This window comes from Kitasatospora sp. NPDC015121 (assembly GCF_055562955.1).
In genome coordinates this window covers 229,124-249,846 of the sequence record NZ_JBVHEH010000005.1, presented here as the reverse complement: position 1 = coordinate 249,846, position 20,723 = coordinate 229,124, and the positions used below count along the sequence as shown (strand labels likewise).

Genomic DNA, 20,723 nt, shown 5'->3' with positions numbered 1-20,723 from the left:
GACGGTACCCGGACGGCTGACCCTCCGTCGGGTGATCATGGCCGCCGGGGCCGGATTGCAGCCGTCCTGTGACGGTGCGCCCGGGCCCGGCGGGCGGCGCGGGTCAGCCGGTGACGGGGGCGCCGGGGGCGTGCACGGCGGCGGCGTTGCTGAGGCCGGCCTCGCAGCCGCCGGGGCCGGCGGAGAGCCGGACGGCGCCGACCGGGAGGCGAGTGCCGCAGGCGATCCGCAGGCCGGCCGGGAGCTCGTTCTCGGCCTCCAGGACGGCGCCGTCGCCGATCACCACGCCGTCCAGCGAGCAGTGCTCGCCGATCTCGGCGTAGGCGCCGACGATGGAGTCCTTGACGTAGGCGCCGGAGGCGATCCGGGCGCCCGGCAGCACCACGCTGCCCTCGACGATGGCGCCGGCGGCGATCGTCGCGCCCTCGGAGACCACGGTGCCGGAGCCGAGCACGGCGGCCGGGTCGACGTCCGAGCCGGGCAGCAGCAGCGCCTCGCCGGTGGGGCCGGGCACGGCCGGGGAGTCGACCTTGCCGAGCACCAGGTCGGCCGAGCCGCGGACGAAGGCGCCGGGGGTGCCCAGGTCCAGCCAGTACGAGGTGTCGACGACGCCGCGCAGCAGCGCGCCGGTGGTGAGCAGCTCGGGGAAGGTCTCGCGCTCGACGGAGACCTCGCGGCCGGTCGGGATCCGGTCGATCACCGAGCGGGTGAAGACGTAGCAGCCGGCGTTGATCTGGTCGGTGACGATCTGCTCGGGCGTCTCGGGTTTCTCCAGGAAGGCGAGCACCCGGCCGTCCGGGTCGGTCGGGACGAGGCCGAAGGCGCGCGGATCGGCCACCCGGGTGAGGTGCAGGGTGACGTCGGCGCCGGAGGCGCGGTGTCCGTCGCGCAGGGCGGCGATGTCCAGGCCGGAGAGGATGTCGCCGTTGAAGACCAGCACCGGCTCGTCCGGGCCGCAGGTGAGGCCGGTGGCGGCGTTGCGGATGGCGCCGCCGGTGCCCAGCGGCTCCTCCTCGGTGAGGTAGACCAGTTCGATGCCGTAGGGGCTGCCGTCCTGGAAGTGGTCGACGAAGACGTCGGCCAGGTAGGAGGTGGCGAGCACCACCCGGGTGACGCCGGCGGCGGCGGCCCGGGCGAGCTGGTGGGCGATGAAGGGGACGCCCGCCACGGGGAGCATGGGTTTCGGCGTGTGGGTGGTCAGCGGACGGAGGCGGGTGCCCTTGCCGCCGACCAGCATGATCGCCTGGGTCATGTAGCTGTCTCCCGTGGTCGAATTCCGGCGGCCCGGCACGACGTGGGTCCGGTGCGCTCGCTCGGTGTACTGGCCGGGGCGGCGTGCCATGGCCTCCGACGGGACCGGTCCTTGCCTCGGTCCCGCCGCATACTCTATTTGCTCGAACAGCGTCTGAGTGCCGCTGCCCCGGTCGATCGGGTGTACGGATCAGCACGTCGGGCTACTGGTCGGCCCCCGTCCGGCCCCCTCCGGCCCCGTCCGGCCTACGGCAGCAGCCAGGAGCGGGCGGCGGGCGTGCCCGCCGAGGTGCCGCCGGAGCCGTGCAGGCGGCCCACGGCGGCGGCCGGCAGCGCCTGGTTCCAGACCTGGACGTCGGCGATCGCGCCGTCCCAGAAGTCGGTCCACTGGGACTTGTAGCGGACCCGGCCGATCTGCAGGCCCCCGGTGGTCTGCCAGATGCCGGTGACCGGGGTGGACTGCTGGAGCGTCCCGTCCACGTACAGCAGGATCCGCTTCGCGGACGCGTCGTAGACGCCGGTGAGCAGCGTCCACCGGCCGGTGGTGGCGGGGGCGGTGCTGAACGCCTGGTAGGTGGTGCCGTCCTGGTCGCCGGCGGCGGTCTGCACCTTGAAGACCCACTGGTTGTGGGTGCCCCAGTAGTCGCGGCCCAGGTAGAAGGAGTAGTAGCTGTCGCCGCCCTGGGTGACGACGGCCCGGCCGCCGGTCGGCGCGTTGTTGCGGACCACCGCGGACACCGTGAAGGAGTGGCCGGTGTCGACCACGGGGGCCTGGCTGTCGGCCCAGCCGATGCTGTTGCCGAACAGCTGCACGGTGGGCCCGCTGTGGCCGTCGGTCGGGCCGATCGCCGTCCCGCCGCCGAGCACCATCCCGTTCAGCGCGGCGGGCGCCCCGGCCGCCGCGCCGCCGCTCGCCTTGCCGCTCGCCTTCCCGGTCGGCTTCCCGCCGGACGCGGAGGCCGACGCGGAGGTCGAGGCGGAGGCGGACGGGGACGCGGAGCCGGACGGGGTGTCGGACGGTGCCGGGGTCAGGTCGGCGCCGTCGGCGGGCGCGGCGCCGCCGTCGGGCCGGACGGTGACGGCGGCCGGTCCGGGCCCGGCCTCGGGGGCGGTGGACGGGCGGGTGAGCAGCAGGGCGCCGGCCACCAGGCCGCCGACCACGGCGACCGCGACGGCGCCGCCGCCGATCCGGACCAGCCGCTTGCGGCGCTGCTCCCGCTCCCGGGCCTCGGCGAGGGCGGCCCAGTCGGGCGTCGCGCTGCTCACCGGCGGTAGGTGGGCGGGCCCGCCGGGCCCCGGTACTCCCCCGTCAGGACTCATGCGGCCGATGCTAGGACATCGCCTGCGGCCGGTACACGGGCGGGCGGGGGCCGGGACAGGGCTGTGACGTGCGGCCTCGGCGGGGCGGACGCGCGGCCCCGGCGGGCGGGCGCGGGACGGCCTCGGCGGGCGGACGCGCCGGACCCCGGCGGCCCGTGGGGGCGGCCGGGGTCCGGGTGGTGCGGGCGGCGCGGGGTCAGGCGTCGACCGGCTCCGCCTCGGCGGCGGGGGCGGCCTTGACCGACTCCAGCAGCAGCTGGGCCACGTCGACGACCTTCAGGTGCTCCTTGGCCGCGCCCTCGTTCTTCTTGCCGTTGACCGAGTCGGAGAGCATGACCAGGCAGAACGGGCAGGCGGTGGAGACGATGTCCGGGTTGAGGGAGAGCGCCTCGTCGACCCGCTCGGTGTTGATCCGCTTGCCGATCCGCTCCTCCATCCACATCCGGGCGCCGCCGGCGCCGCAGCAGAAGCCGCGCTCCTTGTGGCGGTGCATCTCCTCGTTGCGCAGGCCGGGCACCTTGCCGATGATCTCGCGCGGCGGGGTGTAGACCTTGTTGTGCCGGCCGAGGTAGCACGGGTCGTGGTAGGTGATCAGGCCCTCCACCGGGTTCACCGGCAGCAGCTTGCCCTCGTCGATCAGGTGCTGGAGCAGCTGGGTGTGGTGGATGACCTCGAAGTGGCCGCCGAGCTGCGGGTACTCGTTGGCGATGGTGTTGAAGCAGTGCGGGCAGGTGGCGACGATCCGCTTGGTGGGGGCGTCCTCCAGGGCGGCGTTCAGGGTCTCGACGTTCTGCGCGCCGAGCATCTGGAACAGGAACTCGTTGCCCAGGCGGCGCGGGGAGTCACCGGTGCAGGTCTCCTCCTTGCCGAGGATCGCGAACTTGACGCCCGCGGTGTGCAGGAGTTCGGCGAAGGCCTTGGTGGTCTTCTTGGCCCGGTCCTCCAGCGCGCCGGCGCAGCCGACCCAGTAGAGGTACTCGACCTCGGCGGGGTCGATGTCCTCGCCGATCACCGGCACCTCGATGCCGGTCTCCTTCTTGAGCTCCTTGACCCAGTCGAGCCGGGCCTTGGTGGCCAGGCCCCACGGGTTGCCCTTGTTCTCCAGGTTCTTCAGCATCGTCCCGGCCTCGGTCGGGAAGCTGCTCTCGATCATCACCTGGTAGCGGCGCATGTCGACGATGTGGTCGATGTGCTCGATGTCGACCGGGCACTGCTCGACGCAGGCGCCGCAGGTGGTGCAGGACCACAGGACGTCCGGGTCGATGACGCCGTTCTCCTCGGCGGTGCCGATCAGCGGGCGCTCGGCCTCGGCGAGGGCGGCGGCGGGGACGCCGGCCAGCTGCTCGGCGGTGGCCTTCTCCTCGCCCTCCATGGACTTGCCGCCGCCGGCCAGCAGGTAGGGGGCCTTGGCGAAGGCGTGCTCGCGCAGGCTCATGATCAGCAGCTTGGGCGACAGCGGCTTGCCGGTGTTCCAGGCGGGGCACTGCGACTGGCAGCGGCCGCACTCGGTGCAGGTGGAGAAGTCGAGGATGCCCTTCCAGGAGAAGTGCTCGACCTGGGAGACGCCGAAGACGGCGTCGTCCGCCGGGTCCTCGAAGTCGATCGGGGCGCCGCCGCTGGTCATCGGGCGCAGCGCGCCGAGCGCGGTGGCGCCGTCGTCCTCGCGCTTGAAGTAGATGTTGAAGAACGCCAGGAAGCGGTGCCAGGCGACGCCCATCGAGGGGTTGACGCCGATGGTGATCGCCCAGGCGAAGGAGATGCAGATCTTCAGCATCGCGAACAGGTAGACCAGGTTGACCAGGGTGCCGTGCGCGGTGCCGTGGAAGGCGGCGGCGATCGGGTACGAGACCAGGTAGGCCGGGTCGTAGGAGTCGACGCCTTCGAGGGCGCCCTCCAGGCCGCGGAGCATCATGATGCACAGGCCGATGCCGAGGATCGTGTACTCGACGTAGAAGGCCTGCCAGGCGATCGAGCCGGCGAACCGGGACTTGCGGCCGGCCCGGGAGGGCAGGCTGAGCAGGCGGATCACCATCAGGGTGAGGATGCCCAGGGTGGTGAGGGTGCCGATCAGCTCGACGAAGACGTTCCAGGGCAGCCAGTGGCCGATCACCGGGAGGACGAACTCGGCGTCGAAGAGCTGGCCGAAGGCGTTCACCAGGGTGAGGACCAGGGAGAAGAAGCCGACCGCGACGAACCAGTGGGCGACGCCGACGACGCCCCAGCGGTTCATCCGGGTGTGGCCGAGGAACTCCTTGGCCACGGTGGCGACCCGCTGTGCGGGCTGCCCGAAGCGGGTGGCGTCGGCGGAGCCGGTGCGCACCACCTTGTAGATGTACAGCGCCGCACGGGCGGCGAGCGCGGTGCCGATCACGAAGGTGACCAGCGAGATGACGATCGCTGCTAGCTGCATCGGCTCTCCGTCTCCAGCGGCTTGGTCCGGTTGTCCCGGTCTTCCCGGTCTTCCCCGGAGTGTACTCGTCGGTAACTTAAAGGGTCGACGCGCCGGACATTACCGCGCGTTAACACCCCACCAGAAGATGTTCAAGGTATGGCGGCAGTCACTAAGCCCAGACTCACCCGCCCGGAGCAGCCCCCCGCCCCGCCGGCGACATAAGCGCTCAGTAAAGTTGAGCGACGCGGACTCAAAGCCGTTGACGTCTTGGGATCGGTCGTGCATCCTTGAGTCCGTACTGCTCAACTTCTCCTCGGAGGTATTCACGATGGCACGCGCGGTCGGCATCGACCTCGGTACGACGAACTCCGTCGTCAGTGTTCTTGAGGGCGGTGAGCCCACGGTCATCACCAACGCCGAGGGCGCTCGGACCACGCCGTCCGTCGTCGCCTTCGCCAAGAACGGCGAGGTGCTCGTCGGCGAGGTGGCCAAGCGCCAGGCGGTCACCAACGTCGACCGCACCATCCGCTCGGTCAAGCGCCACATGGGCACCGACTGGAAGATCGGCATCGACGGCAAGGACTTCACGCCGCAGCAGATCTCCGCCTTCGTCCTGCAGAAGCTCAAGCGGGACGCCGAGGCCTACCTGGGCGAGACGGTCACCGACGCCGTCATCACCGTCCCGGCGTACTTCAACGACTCCGAGCGCCAGGCCACCAAGGAGGCCGGCGAGATCGCGGGCCTGAACGTCCTGCGCATCGTCAACGAGCCGACCGCGGCCGCCCTGGCCTACGGCCTGGACAAGGACGACCAGACCATCCTGGTCTTCGACCTCGGCGGCGGCACCTTCGACGTGTCGCTGCTGGAGATCGGCGACGGCGTGGTCGAGGTCAAGGCCACCAACGGCGACAACCACCTCGGCGGCGACGACTGGGACCAGCGGGTCGTCGACCACCTGGTGAAGGTCTTCCAGTCCGGCCACGGCGTCGACCTGTCCAAGGACAAGATGGCCGTCCAGCGTCTGCGCGAGGCCGCCGAGAAGGCCAAGATCGAGCTGTCCTCCTCCTCGGAGACCTCGATCAACCTGCCCTACATCACGGCCTCCGCCGAGGGCCCGCTGCACCTGGACGAGAAGCTCACCCGCTCCCAGTTCCAGCAGCTCACCGCCGACCTGCTGGACCGCTGCAAGGTCCCGTTCCACAACGTGATCAAGGACGCCGGCATCCAGCTGTCCGAGATCGACCACGTGGTCCTGGTCGGCGGCTCCACCCGCATGCCGGCCGTCGCCGAGCTGGTCAAGGAGCTGACCGGCGGCAAGGACGCCAACAAGGGCGTCAACCCGGACGAGGTCGTCGCGATCGGCGCCTCCCTGCAGGCCGGCGTGCTCAAGGGCGAGGTCAAGGACGTCCTGCTGCTCGACGTCACCCCGCTGTCCCTCGGCATCGAGACCAAGGGCGGCATCATGACCAAGCTGATCGAGCGCAACACCACGATCCCGACCAAGCGCTCGGAGATCTTCACCACCGCCGAGGACAACCAGCCCTCCGTGCAGATCCAGGTCTACCAGGGCGAGCGCGAGATCGCGGCGTACAACAAGAAGCTCGGCATGTTCGAGCTGACCGGCCTGCCGCCGGCCCCGCGCGGCCTGCCGCAGATCGAGGTCACCTTCGACATCGACGCCAACGGCATCATGCACGTGGCCGCGAAGGACCTCGGCACCGGCAAGGAGCAGAAGATGACCGTCACCGGCGGCTCCTCGCTGCCGAAGGACGAGGTCAACCGCATGCGCGAGGAGGCCGAGCGCTACGCGGAGGAGGACACCAAGCGCCGCGAGGCCGTGGAGACCCGCAACCAGGGCGAGCAGCTCGTCTACTCGACCGAGAAGTTCATCGCGGACAACGCCGACAAGCTCCCGGCCGACGTCAAGACCGAGGTCGAGACCGCCATCGGCGAGCTCAAGGAGACCCTCAAGGGCGAGGACATCGCGGCAATCCGCACCGCCACCGAGAAGGTCTCCACCACCGCCCAGAAGCTCGGCGCGGCGCTGTACGCGCAGGCCGACGGCGCGGGCGCGGCGGCCGGCGCGGCCGGTGCCGGCGAAGCGGGCGCCAAGGACGACGACGTGGTCGACGCCGAGATCGTCGACGACGAGAAGCCCAAGGGTGGTGCGGCATGACGGAGAAGCCGCAGGGCGAGCAGCCCGGCGACGACTCCGCCGCCGAGGAGGCCGTGCTCAAGGCAGCCGAAGAGGCCGTCGCGGGTGCGGGTGCCGACGAACTGGCCGCCGCCAAGCGCGAGGCCAGTGAGCGCACCGCCGACCTGCAGCGGCTCCAGGCCGAGTACCAGAACTACCGCAAGCGGGTCGAGCGCGACCGCTCCACCGTCCGTGAGATCGCCGTCTCCAACATCCTGGAGTCGCTGGTCCCGGTGCTGGACGACATCGGCCGGGCCCGCGAGCACGGCGAGGTGACCGGCGGCTTCAAGTCGGTCGCCGAGTCGCTGGAGACGGTCGTCGCCAAGCTCGGGCTGCAGCAGTTCGGCAAGGAGGGCGAGCCCTTCGACCCGACCATCCACGAGGCGCTGATGCACAGCTACTCGTCGGACGTCACGGAGGACACCTGCGTGCAGATCCTCCAGCCGGGGTACCGGATCGGCGAGCGGATCATCCGCCCGGCGATGGTCGCGGTCGCGGAGCCCCAGCCGGGCACCCAGACCACCGGCGAGCCGGACGGCGACAAGGCCGACGGTTCGTCCGACAGCTGAGTGGAGTCCCCGTGCGCTGCGGAGTCGTACGTCGTCCAGTACGGCGGCCGGCTCCGCAGCGCCGTATCACGGCACCGCACCGCGGTGCCGGCAGGCAACAGAACTTCGGTTTTCCGGGAGGTGGCGGTCAAAGGCCATGAGCGCTAAGGACTACGTGGAGAAGGACTACTACAAGGTCCTCGGCGTGCCCAAGGACGCCACCGCCGCAGAGATCAAGAAGACCTACCGCAAGCTGGCCCGGGAGTTCCACCCGGACGCGAACAAGGGCGACGCCAAGGCGGAGGAGCGCTTCAAGGACATCTCCGAGGCGTACGACGTGCTCTCGGACGAGAAGCGCCGCAAGGAGTACGACGAGGCCCGTTCGCTGTTCGCGGGCGGCGGCTTCCGGCCCGGCGGGGCGGGGGCGGCCGGCGGCTTCGACTTCGGCGACCTGTTCAACGGCGGCGCGCCGGGCGGCGGCGGGATCGGCGACGTGTTCGGCGGCCTGTTCAACCGCGGCGGCCGGCAGACCGCGCAGCCGCGCCGGGGCGCGGACGTCGAGACCGAGGTCACGCTGAACTTCGAGGAGGCCGTGGACGGCGCCACCGTTCCGCTGCGGATGACCTCCCAGGCCCCCTGCCGCGCCTGCGCCGGGACGGGCGCGAAGGCCGGCACCACGCCGCGGGTCTGTCCGACCTGCGTCGGCGCCGGCACCGTCAGCCGCGGCCAGGGCGCCTTCGCGCTCTCCGAGCCCTGCCGGGACTGCAAGGGCCGCGGCATGATCGTCGACGACCCGTGCGCCGTCTGCCACGGCAGCGGCCGGGCCTCCTCGGCCCGCACCATGCAGGTCCGCATCCCGGCCGGGGTGCAGGACGGCCAGCGGATCCGGCTCAAGGGCAAGGGCGCCCAGGGCGAGCGCGGCGGCCAGCCCGGCGACCTGTACGTCAGCGTGCACGTCGAGCCGCACCCGGTGTTCGGGCGCAAGGGCGACAACCTCACGGTGACCGTGCCGGTGAGCTTCCCCGAAGCCGCGCTCGGCGGGACCATCGAGGTGCCGACCCTGAACGGCCCGGCGGTGAAGCTCAAGCTGCCGCCCGGCAGCGCCAACGGCCTCACCATGCGGGCCCGCGGCAAGGGCGCCACCCGCAAGGACGGCACCCGCGGCGACCTGCTGGTCACCGTGGAGGTCGCGGTGCCCAAGCACGTCGACGGCGACGCGCTGACCGCCCTGGAGCAGTACCGCGAGGCCACCGCCTCGGACGACCCGCGAGCCGCCCTGTTCAAGGCGGCGGAGGGAGCGTGAGATCCCGATGAGCCCACACCCCGACAGCAGTCCCGACGGCACCGGCCGGATCGGCCCCGGTCCCGGCCTCGGCGAGGGCCTGCCCGGTGCCGGCCGCCCGCGCGCCGCCGCCCCGCCGTACGTCCTCACCGAGGACACCCCGGTCTACGTCATCTCGGTCGCCGCCGAACTCTCCGGCCTGCACCCGCAGACCCTCCGCCAGTACGACCGCCTCGGCCTGGTCAGCCCCGACCGCACGGCCGGCCGCGGCCGCCGCTACTCCTCCCGGGACATCCAGCAGCTGCGCGAGGTGCAGCGGCTCTCCCAGGACGAGGGCATCAACCTGGCCGGCATCAAGCGCATCATCGAACTGGAGAACCAGGTCGCCGCCCTGCAGTCCCGGGTCGCCGAGCTCGTCGACGCCCTGGAGGGCGCCGCCGCCACCCTCCAGCAGCGCGAGGCCGCCGTGCACGCCTCCTACCGCCGAGACCTGGTCCCGTACCAGCAGGTCCAGCAGTCCAGCGCGCTGGTGGTGTGGCGGCCCAAGCGCTGATCCAGCGACACCGAACCGCCGTCACCCCTACCATTCGGGGGGTGACGGCGGTTCTCGGTTCCGTGAGAAAGTACAGCCGACCCCGCCAGGCGTCGTCCCGCGAGCGGAAAATGCCGCCCCCTCCGGGGTACCGGAACACTTACGATCGCTGAACCCGGTCACACCGCCCACGAGACGTCCGCACCAGCCCCAGGGAGCCGCACATGCGAGGATCTGCAGGGATCAGGGCCGTCGGCAACCTCAGTTTCCTCTCGAACGACGCACGTGCCCTTTTCCGGTCCGCGCTCCACGGAAACGGGCGGCTCTCGACCGTCGATTTCGACGAGACCTCGCAGCCGGCCCTGGACGAACTGCTGACCATCGGCCTGCTCGTGCCCGAGATCGACGACCCGAACGTCGTGGTGGCGGTCGACCCGCAGCAGCTGTCCGAGGGCCTGAGCGACACCTGGCAGCGGCAGGCCCTCGACCTGCTCACCCGCGCCGCCGCGCTCCGGGCCGACCTGCAGGACCTCGCCACCGCGTTCCACTCGCCCGACCAGGGCGGGGGGAGCATCGAGTACGTGCGCGGCAAGGTCCTGATCAACCAGCGGGTGCAGCAGACCGTCGCCAGCGCCAAGGAGGAGATCCTGGCGGCCCAGCCCGGCGGCCCCCGTCCCTCCGAGGCGCTGTCCGGGATCATCGAGCGCGATCTGGAGACCCTGGAGCGGGGCATCGTGCTCCGGACGATCTACCACCCGAGCACCCGCTACCACGCGCCGACCCGGGACTACGTTTCCACCATCAACCAGGCCGGCGGCCGTTTCCGCACCTCCGACGAGCCCTACACCAGGCTGATTGTGATAGACCGGCGGATCGCGGTGCTCCCGGTGGCGGAGGATCTCAATCTGGCCGCGTTCATTCACGATCAAGCGATCGTGAACTATTTGGTGACCGAGGTATTTGACCGGATATGGGGGAGGGCCCTCGACTTCGACGGCACCCGGGTGGTGCCCCATGAAGTGGTATCCGGGATGCGGCAGGCGATCATCGACCTGATGCTGGCGGGCGTGAACCACCGGGTGATCGCCCGGCGATTGGGCATTAGCGAACGCACGCTGGCCCGGCACATCGCGGAGATGCGCGAGGAGTACGGCGTGGAGTCGCTGTTCCAGCTCGGCTACGCGCTGGCCCGCCAGGCCAAGGAGCCCGACTGACCCCGGCGGGGGCCGACCTCAGTTCCAGATCGTGTCGAGTCGGGACATCACCGGCGCGCTCTGCGCGCGATCGGGCGCCTTGACGTTCCAGATGGTGTCGGCGGAGGCACTGGCCCCACCGAACGCCAACAAGGCACCGATCCCGAAGGAGATCAGAACGATCCTGGCCACTCGGCGCATGCGAGACATACCGCCCCTCTCATCCTCTCGGTCTGTGACTTCGCCCGTTTCGGCGATCCTCAAATCACACAGCGTGGCCCATAATGCCGTAACCGCCGCACGGATAGCCAGAGGACGTCCCCTTCAGGTGCGTCATCTCTCTGCCAGGCATCGAGATGCCACGGTCCTTCTGTGGACGACGACGTAACCGAACAGGGACGATCAGTGAACTCTCCAGCAGAGTGCGCGGCGAAAGTACGGGGGCGCTCATGTGCGGCATGTTCATGCGGAAACAGCCAACCAGCTAGTCGAATGCCGAGCAGCATTCCGAAGGATCACCACCACTTCGCGGGGGCGGAACACCCCGCGGCACCCATCCCGGAGTCATCATGTCTGAGCAGTACTCCCAACCCCCCACGCAGCACCGAGCCGAGGGGCGCCGGGCACGGGTCTTCCTGGCAGCGCCGCTGATGCGGCTGACCGGGCCGGCGGACAGTGTGGTGACCCTGGCGAGCCGGACCCGGCTGACCACGCTGCGGAGCACCCTGCTGGACAGCGGGGCGGCGGTGTACAGCGCGCACCACAGCGACGCGTGGACGATCGCCGGGCGGGCGCCGGAGCAGCGGGTGCCGTCGGACTTCCGGGCGATGCAGAGCGCGGACCTGGTCTTCGCGTACGTCGGCGCGCCGCTGTCGGCCGGGGTCAGCCTGGAACTCGGCTGGGCCTCCGCGCTGCGCAAGCCGATCGTGCTGCTGGTGGACGAGGCGATCACGCACAACCCGCTGATCGCCACCATCGAGCAGGTCTCCCCGGTGCTGCCGCTGGTCTTCGACGACACCTGGTCGCAGGAGGCGCTGCACCACACCGTGGAGACCGCGCTGGACTGGGCCGGGATGGCGCTGTCGCTGCGCGGCGGCTTCTGGACCGCGCCCGGCGAGCAGTTCCCGCGCCCGCGCCGCGAGGCCACCGGCCCGTACGGCTTCTGGTCCCCCGAGATCGCCACCGGCTGACCGACCGGTCAGGAACCCTGCTCCCCGGCTCCCCGCATCTGCCAGCCCAGTTGGAACAGGGTCTCCGCGTCGTGGAGTTCGCGCAGCCGCGAGATGTGCGCGGCGACGGTCCGTTCGCCGAGGCCCAGCCGGGCGGCGACGGTCTTCTGGGTCAGGCCCTGGGCGAGCAGCCGGCCCACCTGCTCGTGCACCGGGACGACGCTCTCGCCCCCCGGCTCGTGTCCGGCGGAGCGCCACTGGACCCGATCGGCCCGCTCCCAGTCCCGCTCGAAGGCGGCGACCAGGAACGAGACCACCGCCGGGTCCTCGATGAACGCGGCACTGGAGTTGTCGGCCGACGCCGGGACGACGGCGATCCGGCGGTCGAAGATCAGCATCCTGCTGAACGGTTCGCTCAGGGTGCGGAACCGGCCACCCCAGCCGGTCACCCTCTCCGCCCAGCGCACCGTGGTGGCGTCCAGCAGCGCGGTCGGCTCGTAGACGGTGCGGATGGTCGCGCCGCGCTCCAGGAAGCGCCGGGTGCGCTCCAGCCCCTCCTCCAGCAGGTCCGCCGGCCCGGCCCCGTCCGGGTGCAGCGACAGCTCCTCCTCGCACGCCTCGCTCGCCAACTGCCGCACCCGGAGCCGGATCTGCTCGCTCCGGTCGACGTGCTGCACCACGCTGGAGCGGTCGGCCCGGCGCGGGGTCGCGTCGTAGGCGTGGGTGAGGTCCTCCAGCAGCGTCGGCATCTCCTCGGCGCGCAGCAGCATCCGGGTGCCCTCGGCGCGCAGCTCGGCGCTGATCCGGTCGCTGACCGCGCGCGGGTTCACCGCCGTGAGCGCCTGGTCGGCGGGGTCGTGCAGCAGCAGGCCGAGCTCCATCAGCCGCAGCACCCCGGTCGGGTCCTGCTCCACCGCCTCGCGGAACGACACCCGGCCGCCCTGGTCCAGGATCTGCTGGTACAGCCGCCGCTCCGACTCGTTCGGCAGGGCGGCTCCGCTCGACTCGCTCACAGGTCCCACTCCTTCTCACCCGCCCGCCCCGGGCGTCGCCCCGGCGGTGCGGTGGGTCGTCCGGCCACCCCGCGCAGCTGCCAGCCGAGCTGGAACAGCGTCTCCGCATCGTAGAGCTCACGCAGCCGGGCGAGGTGACTGGCCACCGTCCGCTCGGAGAGCCCCAGCCGGGAGGCGATCGCCCGCTGGGTCAGCCCGGCGGCGAGCAGCCCGGTCAGCTCCGGCGGCACGCCGCTCTCCCGCGGCCGGCCCGCCAGCGCCTGCCAGTCGACCCGCTCCGCCCGGGCCCAGTCGCGCTCGAACAGGTCGACCAGGGTGGCCAGCACCGCCGGGTCCTGGACGAAGACGGCCGCCCGCTCGTCGTCGGAGGCGATCACCACCGCCACCCTGCGGTCGAAGATCACCATCCGCTGGAACGGCTCGTCCAGCACCCGGAAGCGCTCGCCGGCGTCCGCCAGGTTCGCCACGTACTCCACGGTGGGCGGGTCGGCGGCGGCACCCGGCTGGTAGAGGGTGCGCAGCTCGATGCCCCGGGCCAGGAACTCCAGCGAACGCTCCAGGGCCTGCCCCATCTGCCCCACCGGACGGGCGCCGCCGGGCTGCGCGGCCAGGGTCTCGTCCCGCATCTCGGACTCGATCTGCATGATCCGGTGCCGGATCTGCTGCCCGCCGACCAGCCGCGTCACCGTCCGGTCGGGCTCGTTCCGGCGCGGTGCCGCGTCGTAGGCCTGCACCAGGTCCTCCAGCCGGGACGCCGTCCGCTCGGCCTGGAGCAGCTTCCGGGCGGCCGCCTCGCGCAGGCCCGCGCTGACCCGCTCGGTGACCGAGCGCGGGTTGACCGCGGTGACCGTGCCGTCCTGGTGGACGTGCACCAGCAGGCCGAGCCGGATCAGGCCGAGCGTGGCCCTGGCGTCCTGCTGCATCGCCTCGCCGAACGCCACCGAGCCGGCCTGGGCGAGGACTTCGCGGTACAGGGCGCGTTCAGCGGTGTTCGGCAGCCGGCCGGTCACCGGGCTCCTTCCCGGACCGGCCGGCCGGGCCGGCGGAGCGACGCCGCGCCGTGGTGCCCGCGCGGCCGGGCGGTGCGGGCGGCGCCGGTGCGGCGGTCGGGGGCCGGCGGGCGGGTGAGGGGCTCGTCCTGGACGCGGAGGCGCTCGCCCGCGCGGGTCGCGGAGGCCGCGTACGGGTCGGTCGGCCGGTGGTTCGGCGCACCGGGCCGGCAGCGGGTGCGCGGGGAGGCGCCCGCGGCCGTCAGCGACCGGTCGGGTCGCGACCGCACCAGCGGGCCCGGTTCGATCAGCCGCGGCGTCGCGTCCGGGTCCTGCCGCACCGCCTCGCGCGGCGGCACCCGGCCGGCCCGGGCCGGCACCGCGCGGTGGGGCCGGCGGTCGGCGTCGCTCGGCAGGCGGGCGCTCACCGGCTGGACTCCCGCATCAGCCAGCCGAGTTGGAAGAGGGTGGCCGCGTCGTAGCGTTCGCGCAGGCGGGCGATGTGCTCGGCGACGGTGCGCTCGGAGAGCGAGAGGCGGGTGGCGATCGCCCGCTGGGTGAGGCCGGCGGCGAGGAGGCGGCCGATCTGTTCGGCGGTCGGGGGGACGCCGGCGCCGGCAAGGTCGTGCCAGGGGACGCGTTCGGCGCGCTCCCAGTCGCGGAGGAAGAGACGGACCAGGTGGTCGACCACGACGGGGTCCTCGACGAACGCGGCGGTGCGGTTGTCGGCGGAGGCGGAGAGGATCGCCACCCGGCGGTCGAAGATCAGCATCCGGGTGAAGTCCTCGTCCAGGGAGCGCAGCCGCATGCCCCAGCCGGTGGCCCGGACCGCGTAGTCGACCACCGCCGGGTCGGACTTGACCACGGGCTGGTAGAGGATGTCCATCCGGGCGCCGCCCGCCAGGGCCTTCTCGGTGCGGGCGCTCTTCTCCAGGTAGACCCCGGGGCGGCGGCCGGGCTGGGCGGCCAGCACCTCCTCGCGGAAGTCCGCCTCGATCTGCAGCAGGCGGTGCCGGATCCGGTCCACGTCCAGCAGGTGGGTGATCTGCCGCCGGCCGTCCCCGGGGCGGGGGGCGCTGTCGTACGCGTCGGCGAGGGCGTCGAGCCCGGCGGGGACGTGCTCGGCCGCCTCGAACAGCCGGGTGCCGGCCTCGCGCAGTCCCCGGCTGAGCCGGCAGCTGACGGTGCGCGGGTTGACGGCGGTGAGCTGCTCGCTCTCGTCGTGCTGGACCAGCAGGCCGAGCGCGAGCAGCCGGGCGGTGGCGGCGGCGTCCTGCGCGGTGGCCTCCCGCACCGAGACCTGGCCGCCGGCCCGCAGCACGGACAGGTACAGCGCCTTCTCGGCGGCGCTCGGCGCGGGGTCCGGCAGCGGGCCCGCCGCGCCGAGCGGCGCGGTGCCCGGCGCGGTGCCCGGTGCGTCGGCCGTCGGTTCAGCCATGGCGGCCGCCGTTCCGGGCGGGGGCGCCGGGCGGTGGGGGGACGGCGGCCAGTCGGTCGACCACGGCGGGATCCTCGGAGCTGGGGAAGGGGAGGGGGAGGGCGGCGCCGGCGGTGGGGACGGCCGTCGCTTCGCCCTCGAAGATGATCACCCGGGCGAAGGCCCCGTCAAGGACCCGGCGGAACGCTGCCCGTTCAACCATGCCGTCCCCCGTCCCGCATCAGCCAGCCCAGTTGGAACAGCGTGTCGGCGTCGTAGCGCTCGCGCAGCCGGGCGATGTGGCCGGCGACGGTGCGCTCGCCGAGGCCGAGGCGGGAGGCGATCGCCCGTTGGGTCAGCCCGGCGGAGAGCAGTTCGCCGACCCGGGCGAGGACCTCGGGGAGCTCGCGGCCCACCTCGTCGAACCAGGGGACCCGGACGGCGCGCTCCCAGTCGCGGAGGAAGAGCCGGGCCAGGTGGTCGACCACCGCGCGGTCCTCGATGAAGGCGGCGCCGCTGCGGTTGTCCATGGTGGTCGAGATGACCGCGATCCGGCGGTCGAAGATCATCATCCGGGCGAACGGCTCGTCCAGCACTCGCAGCCGCATGCCCCAGTCGGTGGCCGCCGCCGCGTAGGCGACGGTGTGCGGGCTGTGCCGGGTGACCGGCTGGTAGAGCACGTCGGCCGTGGCGCCGCGGGCCAGGGCGGCCCGGATCCGGACGTTCTCGGTGAGGAACTCCGGCTCGCGCGGTCCGGGCTGGGCGGCCAGCGCCTCGTCCCAGTGGTCGGACTCGATCGCCAGCAGCCGCTGCTGGATCGGCAGTTGACCGAACACGTGGGCGATCCGGGTGCGCTGCTGGGCGGCCTCGTACGCGTCGGCCAGCTCCTCCAGGCCGGTGCCCGAGTGCTCGGCCCGGGCGAGCAGGTCGCCAGCGCTCGCGCGCAGTGCGGCGACCAGCCGGGTGGTGGCGATCCGCGGGTTCACCGCCACCACCCACTCCTGGTCGACGTACTGGCTCAGCAGGCCGAGCTCCAGCAGCCGGGCGGTGGCGGCGGCGTCCTGCTCCACCAGCTCGCGCAGCGCGACCCGGCCCGCCCGCAGCACGGACAGGTACAGCGCCTTCTCGGCGGCGGTGGGCGCGGCGTTCGAGGGCGCGGCATTCGGGGGCGCGCTGGAAGAGGGCGCGGTGGAAGAGCGCGCGGCGCTCGGGGGCGCGGCGGGAGGGAACGGGGCGGGGGCGGGCACGGCGCCCCGGGGGCCGGGGGCCGGTGGGGCCGGGGCGTCAGGCATCGTCCTTGCCCCTCCGCATCAGCCAGCCGAGTTGGAACAGCGTCTCGGCGCCGTACAGGTCGCGCAGCCGGGAGATGTGCGCGGCGACGGTCCGCTCGGACAGGCCGAGCCGGGCGGCGATCGCCCGTTGGGTCAGGCCCCGGGCGAGCAGCCGGCCGACCCGGTCGGCGGTGGCCTGGGCCGGGGCGCTGGCCGACAGGCGCTCCCAGCAGACCCGTTCGGCCCGCTCCCAGTCGCGCTCGAAGGCGGCGACGATCATCGCCACCGTCGCCGGGTCGGAGAGCACCGCGGCCCGGTGGGGGTCGTCGGTGGCCGGCACCACGACGGTGGCGCGGTCGAAGACCAGGGCCCGCTGGAAGGGCTCGTCGAGCAGCCGGACCTCGCCGCCGGCCGCGGTGACGGTGTCGGCGTAGCGGATCACGGCGGGTTCGGCGAGGGCGACCGGCTGGTGGAGGGTGCGGATCCGGCAGCCTCGGCGCAGCACCGGCAGCTCCCGGCTCAGCGACAGCTCCAGGGCGGCGGGCCGCGCGGTCCCGGGCTGCGCGGCCAGCACCTCCTCCCGGCAGGCGGCGCCGAGTTGGGCGATCCGCTGGCGGATGTGCTCGCGGCCGGTGACGTGCTCGTCGACGTGGGCGGGCGCGGCCTGGCGGGGCACGCTGTCGTAGGCGGCGATCAGCGGGTCGAGGTCGGCGGCCAGGCGTTCGGCCCGGTTGAGCAGGCGGGCTGCCTCGGCGTTCATCCGGGTGCCGAGGGTGTCGGCGACGAACCGGGGGTCGACGGCCAGGTAGTCGCCGTCGTGGCCGTCCGCCACCAGCAGCCCGGTGCTCAGCAGCCCCGCGAGGGCGGGCCGCCGGGGCTGCGGAACGGAACCGGCCGCGATCCGGCCGCCCGCCTCCAGGACCTCCAGGTAGAGGCGCCAGGCGGGCTCGTCGATCGGCCCGGCCCCCGCCTCGGGCAGGGACACGGCCGCGGGCAGGGACGCGGGTGCGGGGGTGGTGGTCGGTTCAGCCACGTCCGCCGCCGCCTCTCATCAGCCAGCCGAGCTGGAACAGGGTGCCGGCGCCGTACAGGTCGCGCAGCCGGGAGATGTGCCCGGCGACGGTCCGCTCGGACAGGCCGAGGCGGGAGGCGACGGCGCGCTGGGTCAGGCCCTGGGCGAGCAGCCGGCCGACCCGGTCGGTGAGGGCGCGGGTGAGGGTGCGGGTGTCCAGGCCGTGCCAGTGGACCTGGTCGGCGCGGGCCCAGTCGCGTTCGAAGCCGGCCACCAGGTAGGAGATCGCGGCCGGGTCCTCGACGAACGCGGCGCGGCTGTGGTCCTCGGCGGCGGGGATCACCGCGATCCGCCGGTCGATCACGATCAGTCGGCGGAACGGCTCGTCCAGGACCCGCAGTTGGGCGCCGTGCTCGGTCATCGAGGTGGCGTGCCGGACGGCGCTGTCCGCGGTCAGCGCGACCGGCTGGTAGAGCGCGCGCAGGGTGGCGCCCCGGCTGAGCGTCCGCCGGTCCTGGGTGTTCGCGAGTTCGAGGACGGCGGGCGGGCGCAGGCCGGGTTGGGCGCTGAGCAGTTCGAGGCGGCAGTCGGAGACCAGTTGGGCGATCCGCAGCCGGATGTCCTCCTGGCCGTCGACGTAGACGGCCGGCCTGGTCCGGTCGGCGGGCCGGGGCACCGCGTCGTAGGCGCGGGCGAGCGGCGCGAGCGCGCCGGGCAGCCGGCCGGCGTCGAGCAGCAGGCGGGTCGCGCGGGAGCGCAGGTCGGCGCCGAGGCGTTCGGCGACGGCGCGCGGGCTGATCGCGACGTAGCAGCCGTCGATCCGGTTGGGCATCACCAGTCCGATCGCCACCAGCTGTTCCAGCAGGGCTCGTTGGCGTTCGGGGCTGAGCTCGGTGCCGAGCGGGGCGGGCGCGTCGAGCGGGATCCGGCCGCCGGCGGCGAGGACGGCCAGGTAGACCCGGTTGGCGTCCTCCTCGGGCAGGCCGGCCTCCGGATCGGACGCCGGGCCGTCGGGCCTGGTCGACGGTGCGCCGCCCGGCGGGATGGCGTCCGGCTGGGGCGAAGTGTTTTGCGTGGGGCCGGTGTTGGGCGACGCCGATGGCGAAGTGCGCTTCTGGGCGGGCGCGTTGTCACCGCCGGAGTACCAAGTGTCTTGCCGTACGGGGACGGTGTCGTGCGGCGCGGCGCCCTGGTCCGCGGGCCGGCCGTTCGGGTGGGGCGCGCTCCCGTCCGGTCGGGACGTCGCGGGGCCCGGGTCGGACTTCGGGTGGTCCGCTGCCACGTCGAGCACTCCCTGCCGTGTTCCTCCGTTTGCGGATGATGATTCCAGCAGGGCCGTCGGACTCGACGGCGGGAGTCACCATCCGCGCTACGGGCGCGTCCTCCGGGGCGGGTGCCAGGCACCCGGATCCCGGAGGACCCGCTCGTGTTACGCCAGCGTCATGGCGCTTCGGCGAGGCGGAGCAGCAACGCCTCACCGATCCGGTCACGGCAGCCACCACCACACGTGGCGTGCCGGCCGGTGCTCTTCCCCCCGTTGCGCAGATACGAACGCACCTGTCGCCCCCACGCGAAGAGCAAGTCGCCGACTCGGGCTGCGGCTGCCCCGGACGACCTGGCGTGACTACACCCTCACAGTGCGGCGAACTCCGAACAAGTGCTCTCCGGGTGCAGGTTCCCGCAAGTGCAGGAACCTGCAGCAAACACTCCGGCGCGGCACCCGGAATGCCGCTTTCCCCGGTATTGCCCCCCTCTACCGAACACACATTCGGAAGGGGGCGGCGGGGCGCCCGGCCGGTGGCGTCGCGGCGGCCCGGAATGTCACTCCCCGGGAACGGAATTCAGCAATCCTTTGCCGGATCCACCGATCCGGAATCGCCCGCGCCGAATACCGGCCGCACCGGCGCCGCCCTCCCCCGGGCCGCTCCGCACCGTCCGGCCGAGCGCCCCGCCCCCGCCCCGCACCCGCTCCGCACCGGCGGTGACCTGGTCCGGAGCCCGGGCTCAGAGCAGTCGGCCCGCCCGCAGGCCGGCCGCGGTCCGGGCCAGCGCCACCGACCAGGCGGCGAGCAGCAGCAGGTAGAGCGCGACGGCCAGGGCGGTGAATCCGCCGAATCCGGTGTGCCGGGCCAGCGCGGTGGCGCCGGTGACGAGGGTGCCGACCGGGAAGGTGAATGCCCACCAGGTCATCGCGAACGGCATTTCGGCGCGCAGCGCCCGCAGGGTGGCGGCGAGCGCCACCGCGAGCCACAGCAGCGCGAATCCCATCACCGCGACGCCGTACACCTCGGCCAGGCCGCGGGCGGCCGCCGGGGCGCCGGGTCCGGCCCCGGGCAGGGCCAGCGGCAGCGCGTCGGCGAACTGGTGCACGGCGGTGGTGGACTGGCCCAGCGGGCCGAGCACCAGGAACAGCGACGGGGTCAGCACCAGCGCGGGCGGCCCGCCGTGCAGCAGCCCGCCGAGCACCACCGGCAGCAGCGCCAGGGTGGCCAGCAGGCTGGCGCCGAACATCGCCACGCACCCGTACAGCAGCGCCTGGCGGGCCGCCCCCTCGGGCAGGTGCGGCACCAGCGCGGGGCCGAGCGCGGCGGAGACCATCGGCGCGACCACCGGCAGCAGCCAGGTCGGGTTGGCCTCCAGCACGGACAGCCGGTGCCGGGTGACCATCAGGTAGGGCAGCCCGGCGGCCACCGCCAGCGCGTACGCCGTGCCGACCGTCCAGAGCAGCACGTCCAGCGCCAGCGCGGGCCGCTCGCCGAGCACCGGGCCGCCGACGGTCAGCGCGCCGTGGCCGACGGCCAGCAGGGCCATCGGCGGGCAGCCGTAGAAGACGGCGGCGGACGGGTCCTCCAGCAGGGTGCGCCGGGCCCGCTCGCGGTGCCGGGTCAGGTGGACGGCGCGGCCGGCCAGCAGGACGGCCAGCATCAGCAGCGAGAGCGTCCAGACCCCCTCGGCGAAGACCGTCCGGCCGGGCACCCCGACCGGCAGCGCGGCGGCGGCGTTGCCGGTGATCGCGGTGCCCATCACGGCGGCGTACCAGTTCGGACCCAGCCGGGAGAGGTCGGGGGAGCGCAGCCGGACGCGCGGCGCGAGGAGGGTTGCCATGGCTCCACCCTCCGCCGCTTCCGGGGGCGGGGGTA

The 20,723-nt window shown here is 73.2% G+C and carries 18 protein-coding genes and 1 pseudogene; 6 read left to right on the top strand and 13 right to left on the bottom strand.

All coding sequences use genetic code 11. From position 1 onward, the window contains the following. Window positions 1-178 precede the first annotated feature (178 nt). The 3 genes and pseudogenes from manB to ACZ3J7_RS09190 form a co-directional block, all read right to left on the bottom strand. Window positions 179-1,252, bottom strand: a pseudogene (gene manB / locus ACZ3J7_RS09200) (mannose-1-phosphate guanylyltransferase); the annotation flags it as partial. Window positions 1,253-1,497: 245 nt separating this feature from the next. Next, window positions 1,498-2,517 carry a LamG domain-containing protein gene (locus tag ACZ3J7_RS09195; protein ID WP_465618421.1) on the bottom strand — a complete coding sequence of 340 codons (1,020 nt, stop codon included), beginning with the start codon at window positions 2,515-2,517 and terminating at the stop codon, window positions 1,498-1,500. Between the two features lie 250 nt (window positions 2,518-2,767). After that, the gene (locus ACZ3J7_RS09190; RefSeq protein ID WP_465618419.1) at window positions 2,768-4,981 is read right to left on the bottom strand and encodes a (Fe-S)-binding protein; all 2,214 of its coding nucleotides are present in this window, start codon (window positions 4,979-4,981) and stop codon (window positions 2,768-2,770) included. Window positions 4,982-5,291: 310 nt separating this feature from the next. On the opposite strand from ACZ3J7_RS09190, the gene dnaK reads away from it, so the two are divergent. From dnaK to ACZ3J7_RS09165, 5 genes are all read left to right on the top strand, one after another. Then, a complete protein-coding gene (gene dnaK, locus ACZ3J7_RS09185) occupies window positions 5,292-7,139 on the top strand; it encodes a molecular chaperone DnaK (RefSeq protein WP_465618417.1) in 1,848 nt (615 codons plus the stop codon). Continuing rightward, on the top strand, window positions 7,136-7,726 hold the full coding sequence (grpE, locus tag ACZ3J7_RS09180) for a nucleotide exchange factor GrpE (RefSeq protein ID WP_465618415.1): 591 nt from the start codon (window positions 7,136-7,138) through the stop codon (window positions 7,724-7,726). The genes dnaK and grpE overlap by 4 nt, the downstream gene beginning before the upstream one ends. A gap of 136 nt (window positions 7,727-7,862) precedes the next feature. Next, window positions 7,863-9,008 (top strand): molecular chaperone DnaJ, encoded by a 1,146-nt coding sequence (gene dnaJ, locus ACZ3J7_RS09175; protein WP_465618413.1) that lies wholly within the window; start codon window positions 7,863-7,865, stop codon window positions 9,006-9,008. Window positions 9,009-9,015: 7 nt separating this feature from the next. Then, entirely contained in the window at window positions 9,016-9,540 is a 525-nt protein-coding gene (locus ACZ3J7_RS09170; RefSeq protein ID WP_465618411.1) for a heat shock protein transcriptional repressor HspR, read from the top strand. 203 nt (window positions 9,541-9,743) lie between these two features. Continuing rightward, entirely contained in the window at window positions 9,744-10,733 is a 990-nt protein-coding gene (locus ACZ3J7_RS09165) for a helix-turn-helix domain-containing protein (protein ID WP_465618409.1), read from the top strand. Window positions 10,734-10,751: 18 nt separating this feature from the next. Here the strand turns inward: ACZ3J7_RS09165 and ACZ3J7_RS09160 are convergent, their stop codons facing one another. Continuing rightward, window positions 10,752-10,904, bottom strand: a complete 153-nt coding sequence (locus ACZ3J7_RS09160) for a hypothetical protein (protein ID WP_465618407.1) — start codon at window positions 10,902-10,904, stop codon at window positions 10,752-10,754. Window positions 10,905-11,281: 377 nt separating this feature from the next. On the opposite strand from ACZ3J7_RS09160, the gene ACZ3J7_RS09155 reads away from it, so the two are divergent. Next, window positions 11,282-11,902: a hypothetical protein gene (locus ACZ3J7_RS09155; protein ID WP_465618405.1), complete on the top strand. Its 621-nt coding sequence runs from the start codon at window positions 11,282-11,284 to the stop codon at window positions 11,900-11,902. Between the two features lie 8 nt (window positions 11,903-11,910). Here ACZ3J7_RS09155 and ACZ3J7_RS09150 read toward each other — a convergent pair whose 3' ends face one another. The 9 genes from ACZ3J7_RS09150 to ACZ3J7_RS09110 all read right to left on the bottom strand — a co-directional run bounded on the left by ACZ3J7_RS09150 (window position 11,911) and on the right by ACZ3J7_RS09110 (window position 20,688). Then, on the bottom strand, window positions 11,911-12,894 hold the full coding sequence (locus tag ACZ3J7_RS09150) for a LuxR C-terminal-related transcriptional regulator (protein ID WP_465618403.1): 984 nt from the start codon (window positions 12,892-12,894) through the stop codon (window positions 11,911-11,913). Then, on the bottom strand, window positions 12,891-13,904 hold the full coding sequence (locus ACZ3J7_RS09145; RefSeq protein WP_465618402.1) for a LuxR C-terminal-related transcriptional regulator: 1,014 nt from the start codon (window positions 13,902-13,904) through the stop codon (window positions 12,891-12,893). The genes ACZ3J7_RS09150 and ACZ3J7_RS09145 overlap by 4 nt, the downstream gene beginning before the upstream one ends. After that, on the bottom strand, window positions 13,901-14,311 hold the full coding sequence (locus ACZ3J7_RS09140) for a hypothetical protein (RefSeq protein WP_465618400.1): 411 nt from the start codon (window positions 14,309-14,311) through the stop codon (window positions 13,901-13,903). Before ACZ3J7_RS09140 ends, ACZ3J7_RS09145 begins: the two co-directional genes overlap by 4 nt. Further along, window positions 14,308-15,321, bottom strand: a complete 1,014-nt coding sequence (locus tag ACZ3J7_RS09135; RefSeq protein ID WP_465618398.1) for a LuxR C-terminal-related transcriptional regulator — start codon at window positions 15,319-15,321, stop codon at window positions 14,308-14,310. The genes ACZ3J7_RS09140 and ACZ3J7_RS09135 overlap by 4 nt, the downstream gene beginning before the upstream one ends. After that, window positions 15,314-15,523: a hypothetical protein gene (locus ACZ3J7_RS09130; protein ID WP_465618396.1), complete on the bottom strand. Its 210-nt coding sequence runs from the start codon at window positions 15,521-15,523 to the stop codon at window positions 15,314-15,316. Before ACZ3J7_RS09130 ends, ACZ3J7_RS09135 begins: the two co-directional genes overlap by 8 nt. Then, window positions 15,516-16,592, bottom strand: coding sequence for a LuxR C-terminal-related transcriptional regulator (locus tag ACZ3J7_RS09125; RefSeq protein ID WP_465618394.1), 1,077 nt, complete (start codon window positions 16,590-16,592; stop codon window positions 15,516-15,518). Before ACZ3J7_RS09125 ends, ACZ3J7_RS09130 begins: the two co-directional genes overlap by 8 nt. Further along, window positions 16,585-17,604, bottom strand: a complete 1,020-nt coding sequence (locus tag ACZ3J7_RS09120) for a LuxR C-terminal-related transcriptional regulator (protein ID WP_465618392.1) — start codon at window positions 17,602-17,604, stop codon at window positions 16,585-16,587. Before ACZ3J7_RS09120 ends, ACZ3J7_RS09125 begins: the two co-directional genes overlap by 8 nt. Beyond that, window positions 17,597-18,865 carry a helix-turn-helix transcriptional regulator gene (locus tag ACZ3J7_RS09115; protein ID WP_465618390.1) on the bottom strand — a complete coding sequence of 423 codons (1,269 nt, stop codon included), beginning with the start codon at window positions 18,863-18,865 and terminating at the stop codon, window positions 17,597-17,599. Before ACZ3J7_RS09115 ends, ACZ3J7_RS09120 begins: the two co-directional genes overlap by 8 nt. 722 nt (window positions 18,866-19,587) lie before the next feature. Then, window positions 19,588-20,688, bottom strand: coding sequence for an SLAC1 family transporter (locus ACZ3J7_RS09110; protein WP_465618388.1), 1,101 nt, complete (start codon window positions 20,686-20,688; stop codon window positions 19,588-19,590). Between the last annotated feature and the right edge of the window lie 35 nt (window positions 20,689-20,723).

Bases quoted from the DNA above. Each gene is read 5' to 3' on its own strand.
- ACZ3J7_RS09190 (WP_465618419.1), bottom strand. From the start codon at position 4,981: ATGCAGCTAGCAGCGATCGTCATCTCGCTGGTCACCTTCGTGATCGGC.
- dnaK (WP_465618417.1), top strand. From the start codon at position 5,292: ATGGCACGCGCGGTCGGCATCGACCTCGGTACGACGAACTCCGTCGTC.
- grpE (WP_465618415.1), top strand. From the start codon at position 7,136: ATGACGGAGAAGCCGCAGGGCGAGCAGCCCGGCGACGACTCCGCCGCC.
- dnaJ (WP_465618413.1), top strand. From the start codon at position 7,863: ATGAGCGCTAAGGACTACGTGGAGAAGGACTACTACAAGGTCCTCGGC.
- ACZ3J7_RS09170 (WP_465618411.1), top strand. From the start codon at position 9,016: ATGAGCCCACACCCCGACAGCAGTCCCGACGGCACCGGCCGGATCGGC.
- ACZ3J7_RS09165 (WP_465618409.1), top strand. From the start codon at position 9,744: ATGCGAGGATCTGCAGGGATCAGGGCCGTCGGCAACCTCAGTTTCCTC.
- ACZ3J7_RS09155 (WP_465618405.1), top strand. From the start codon at position 11,282: ATGTCTGAGCAGTACTCCCAACCCCCCACGCAGCACCGAGCCGAGGGG.
- ACZ3J7_RS09135 (WP_465618398.1), bottom strand. From the start codon at position 15,321: ATGGCTGAACCGACGGCCGACGCACCGGGCACCGCGCCGGGCACCGCG.
- ACZ3J7_RS09130 (WP_465618396.1), bottom strand. From the start codon at position 15,523: ATGGTTGAACGGGCAGCGTTCCGCCGGGTCCTTGACGGGGCCTTCGCC.
- ACZ3J7_RS09125 (WP_465618394.1), bottom strand. From the start codon at position 16,592: ATGCCTGACGCCCCGGCCCCACCGGCCCCCGGCCCCCGGGGCGCCGTG.
- ACZ3J7_RS09110 (WP_465618388.1), bottom strand. From the start codon at position 20,688: ATGGCAACCCTCCTCGCGCCGCGCGTCCGGCTGCGCTCCCCCGACCTC.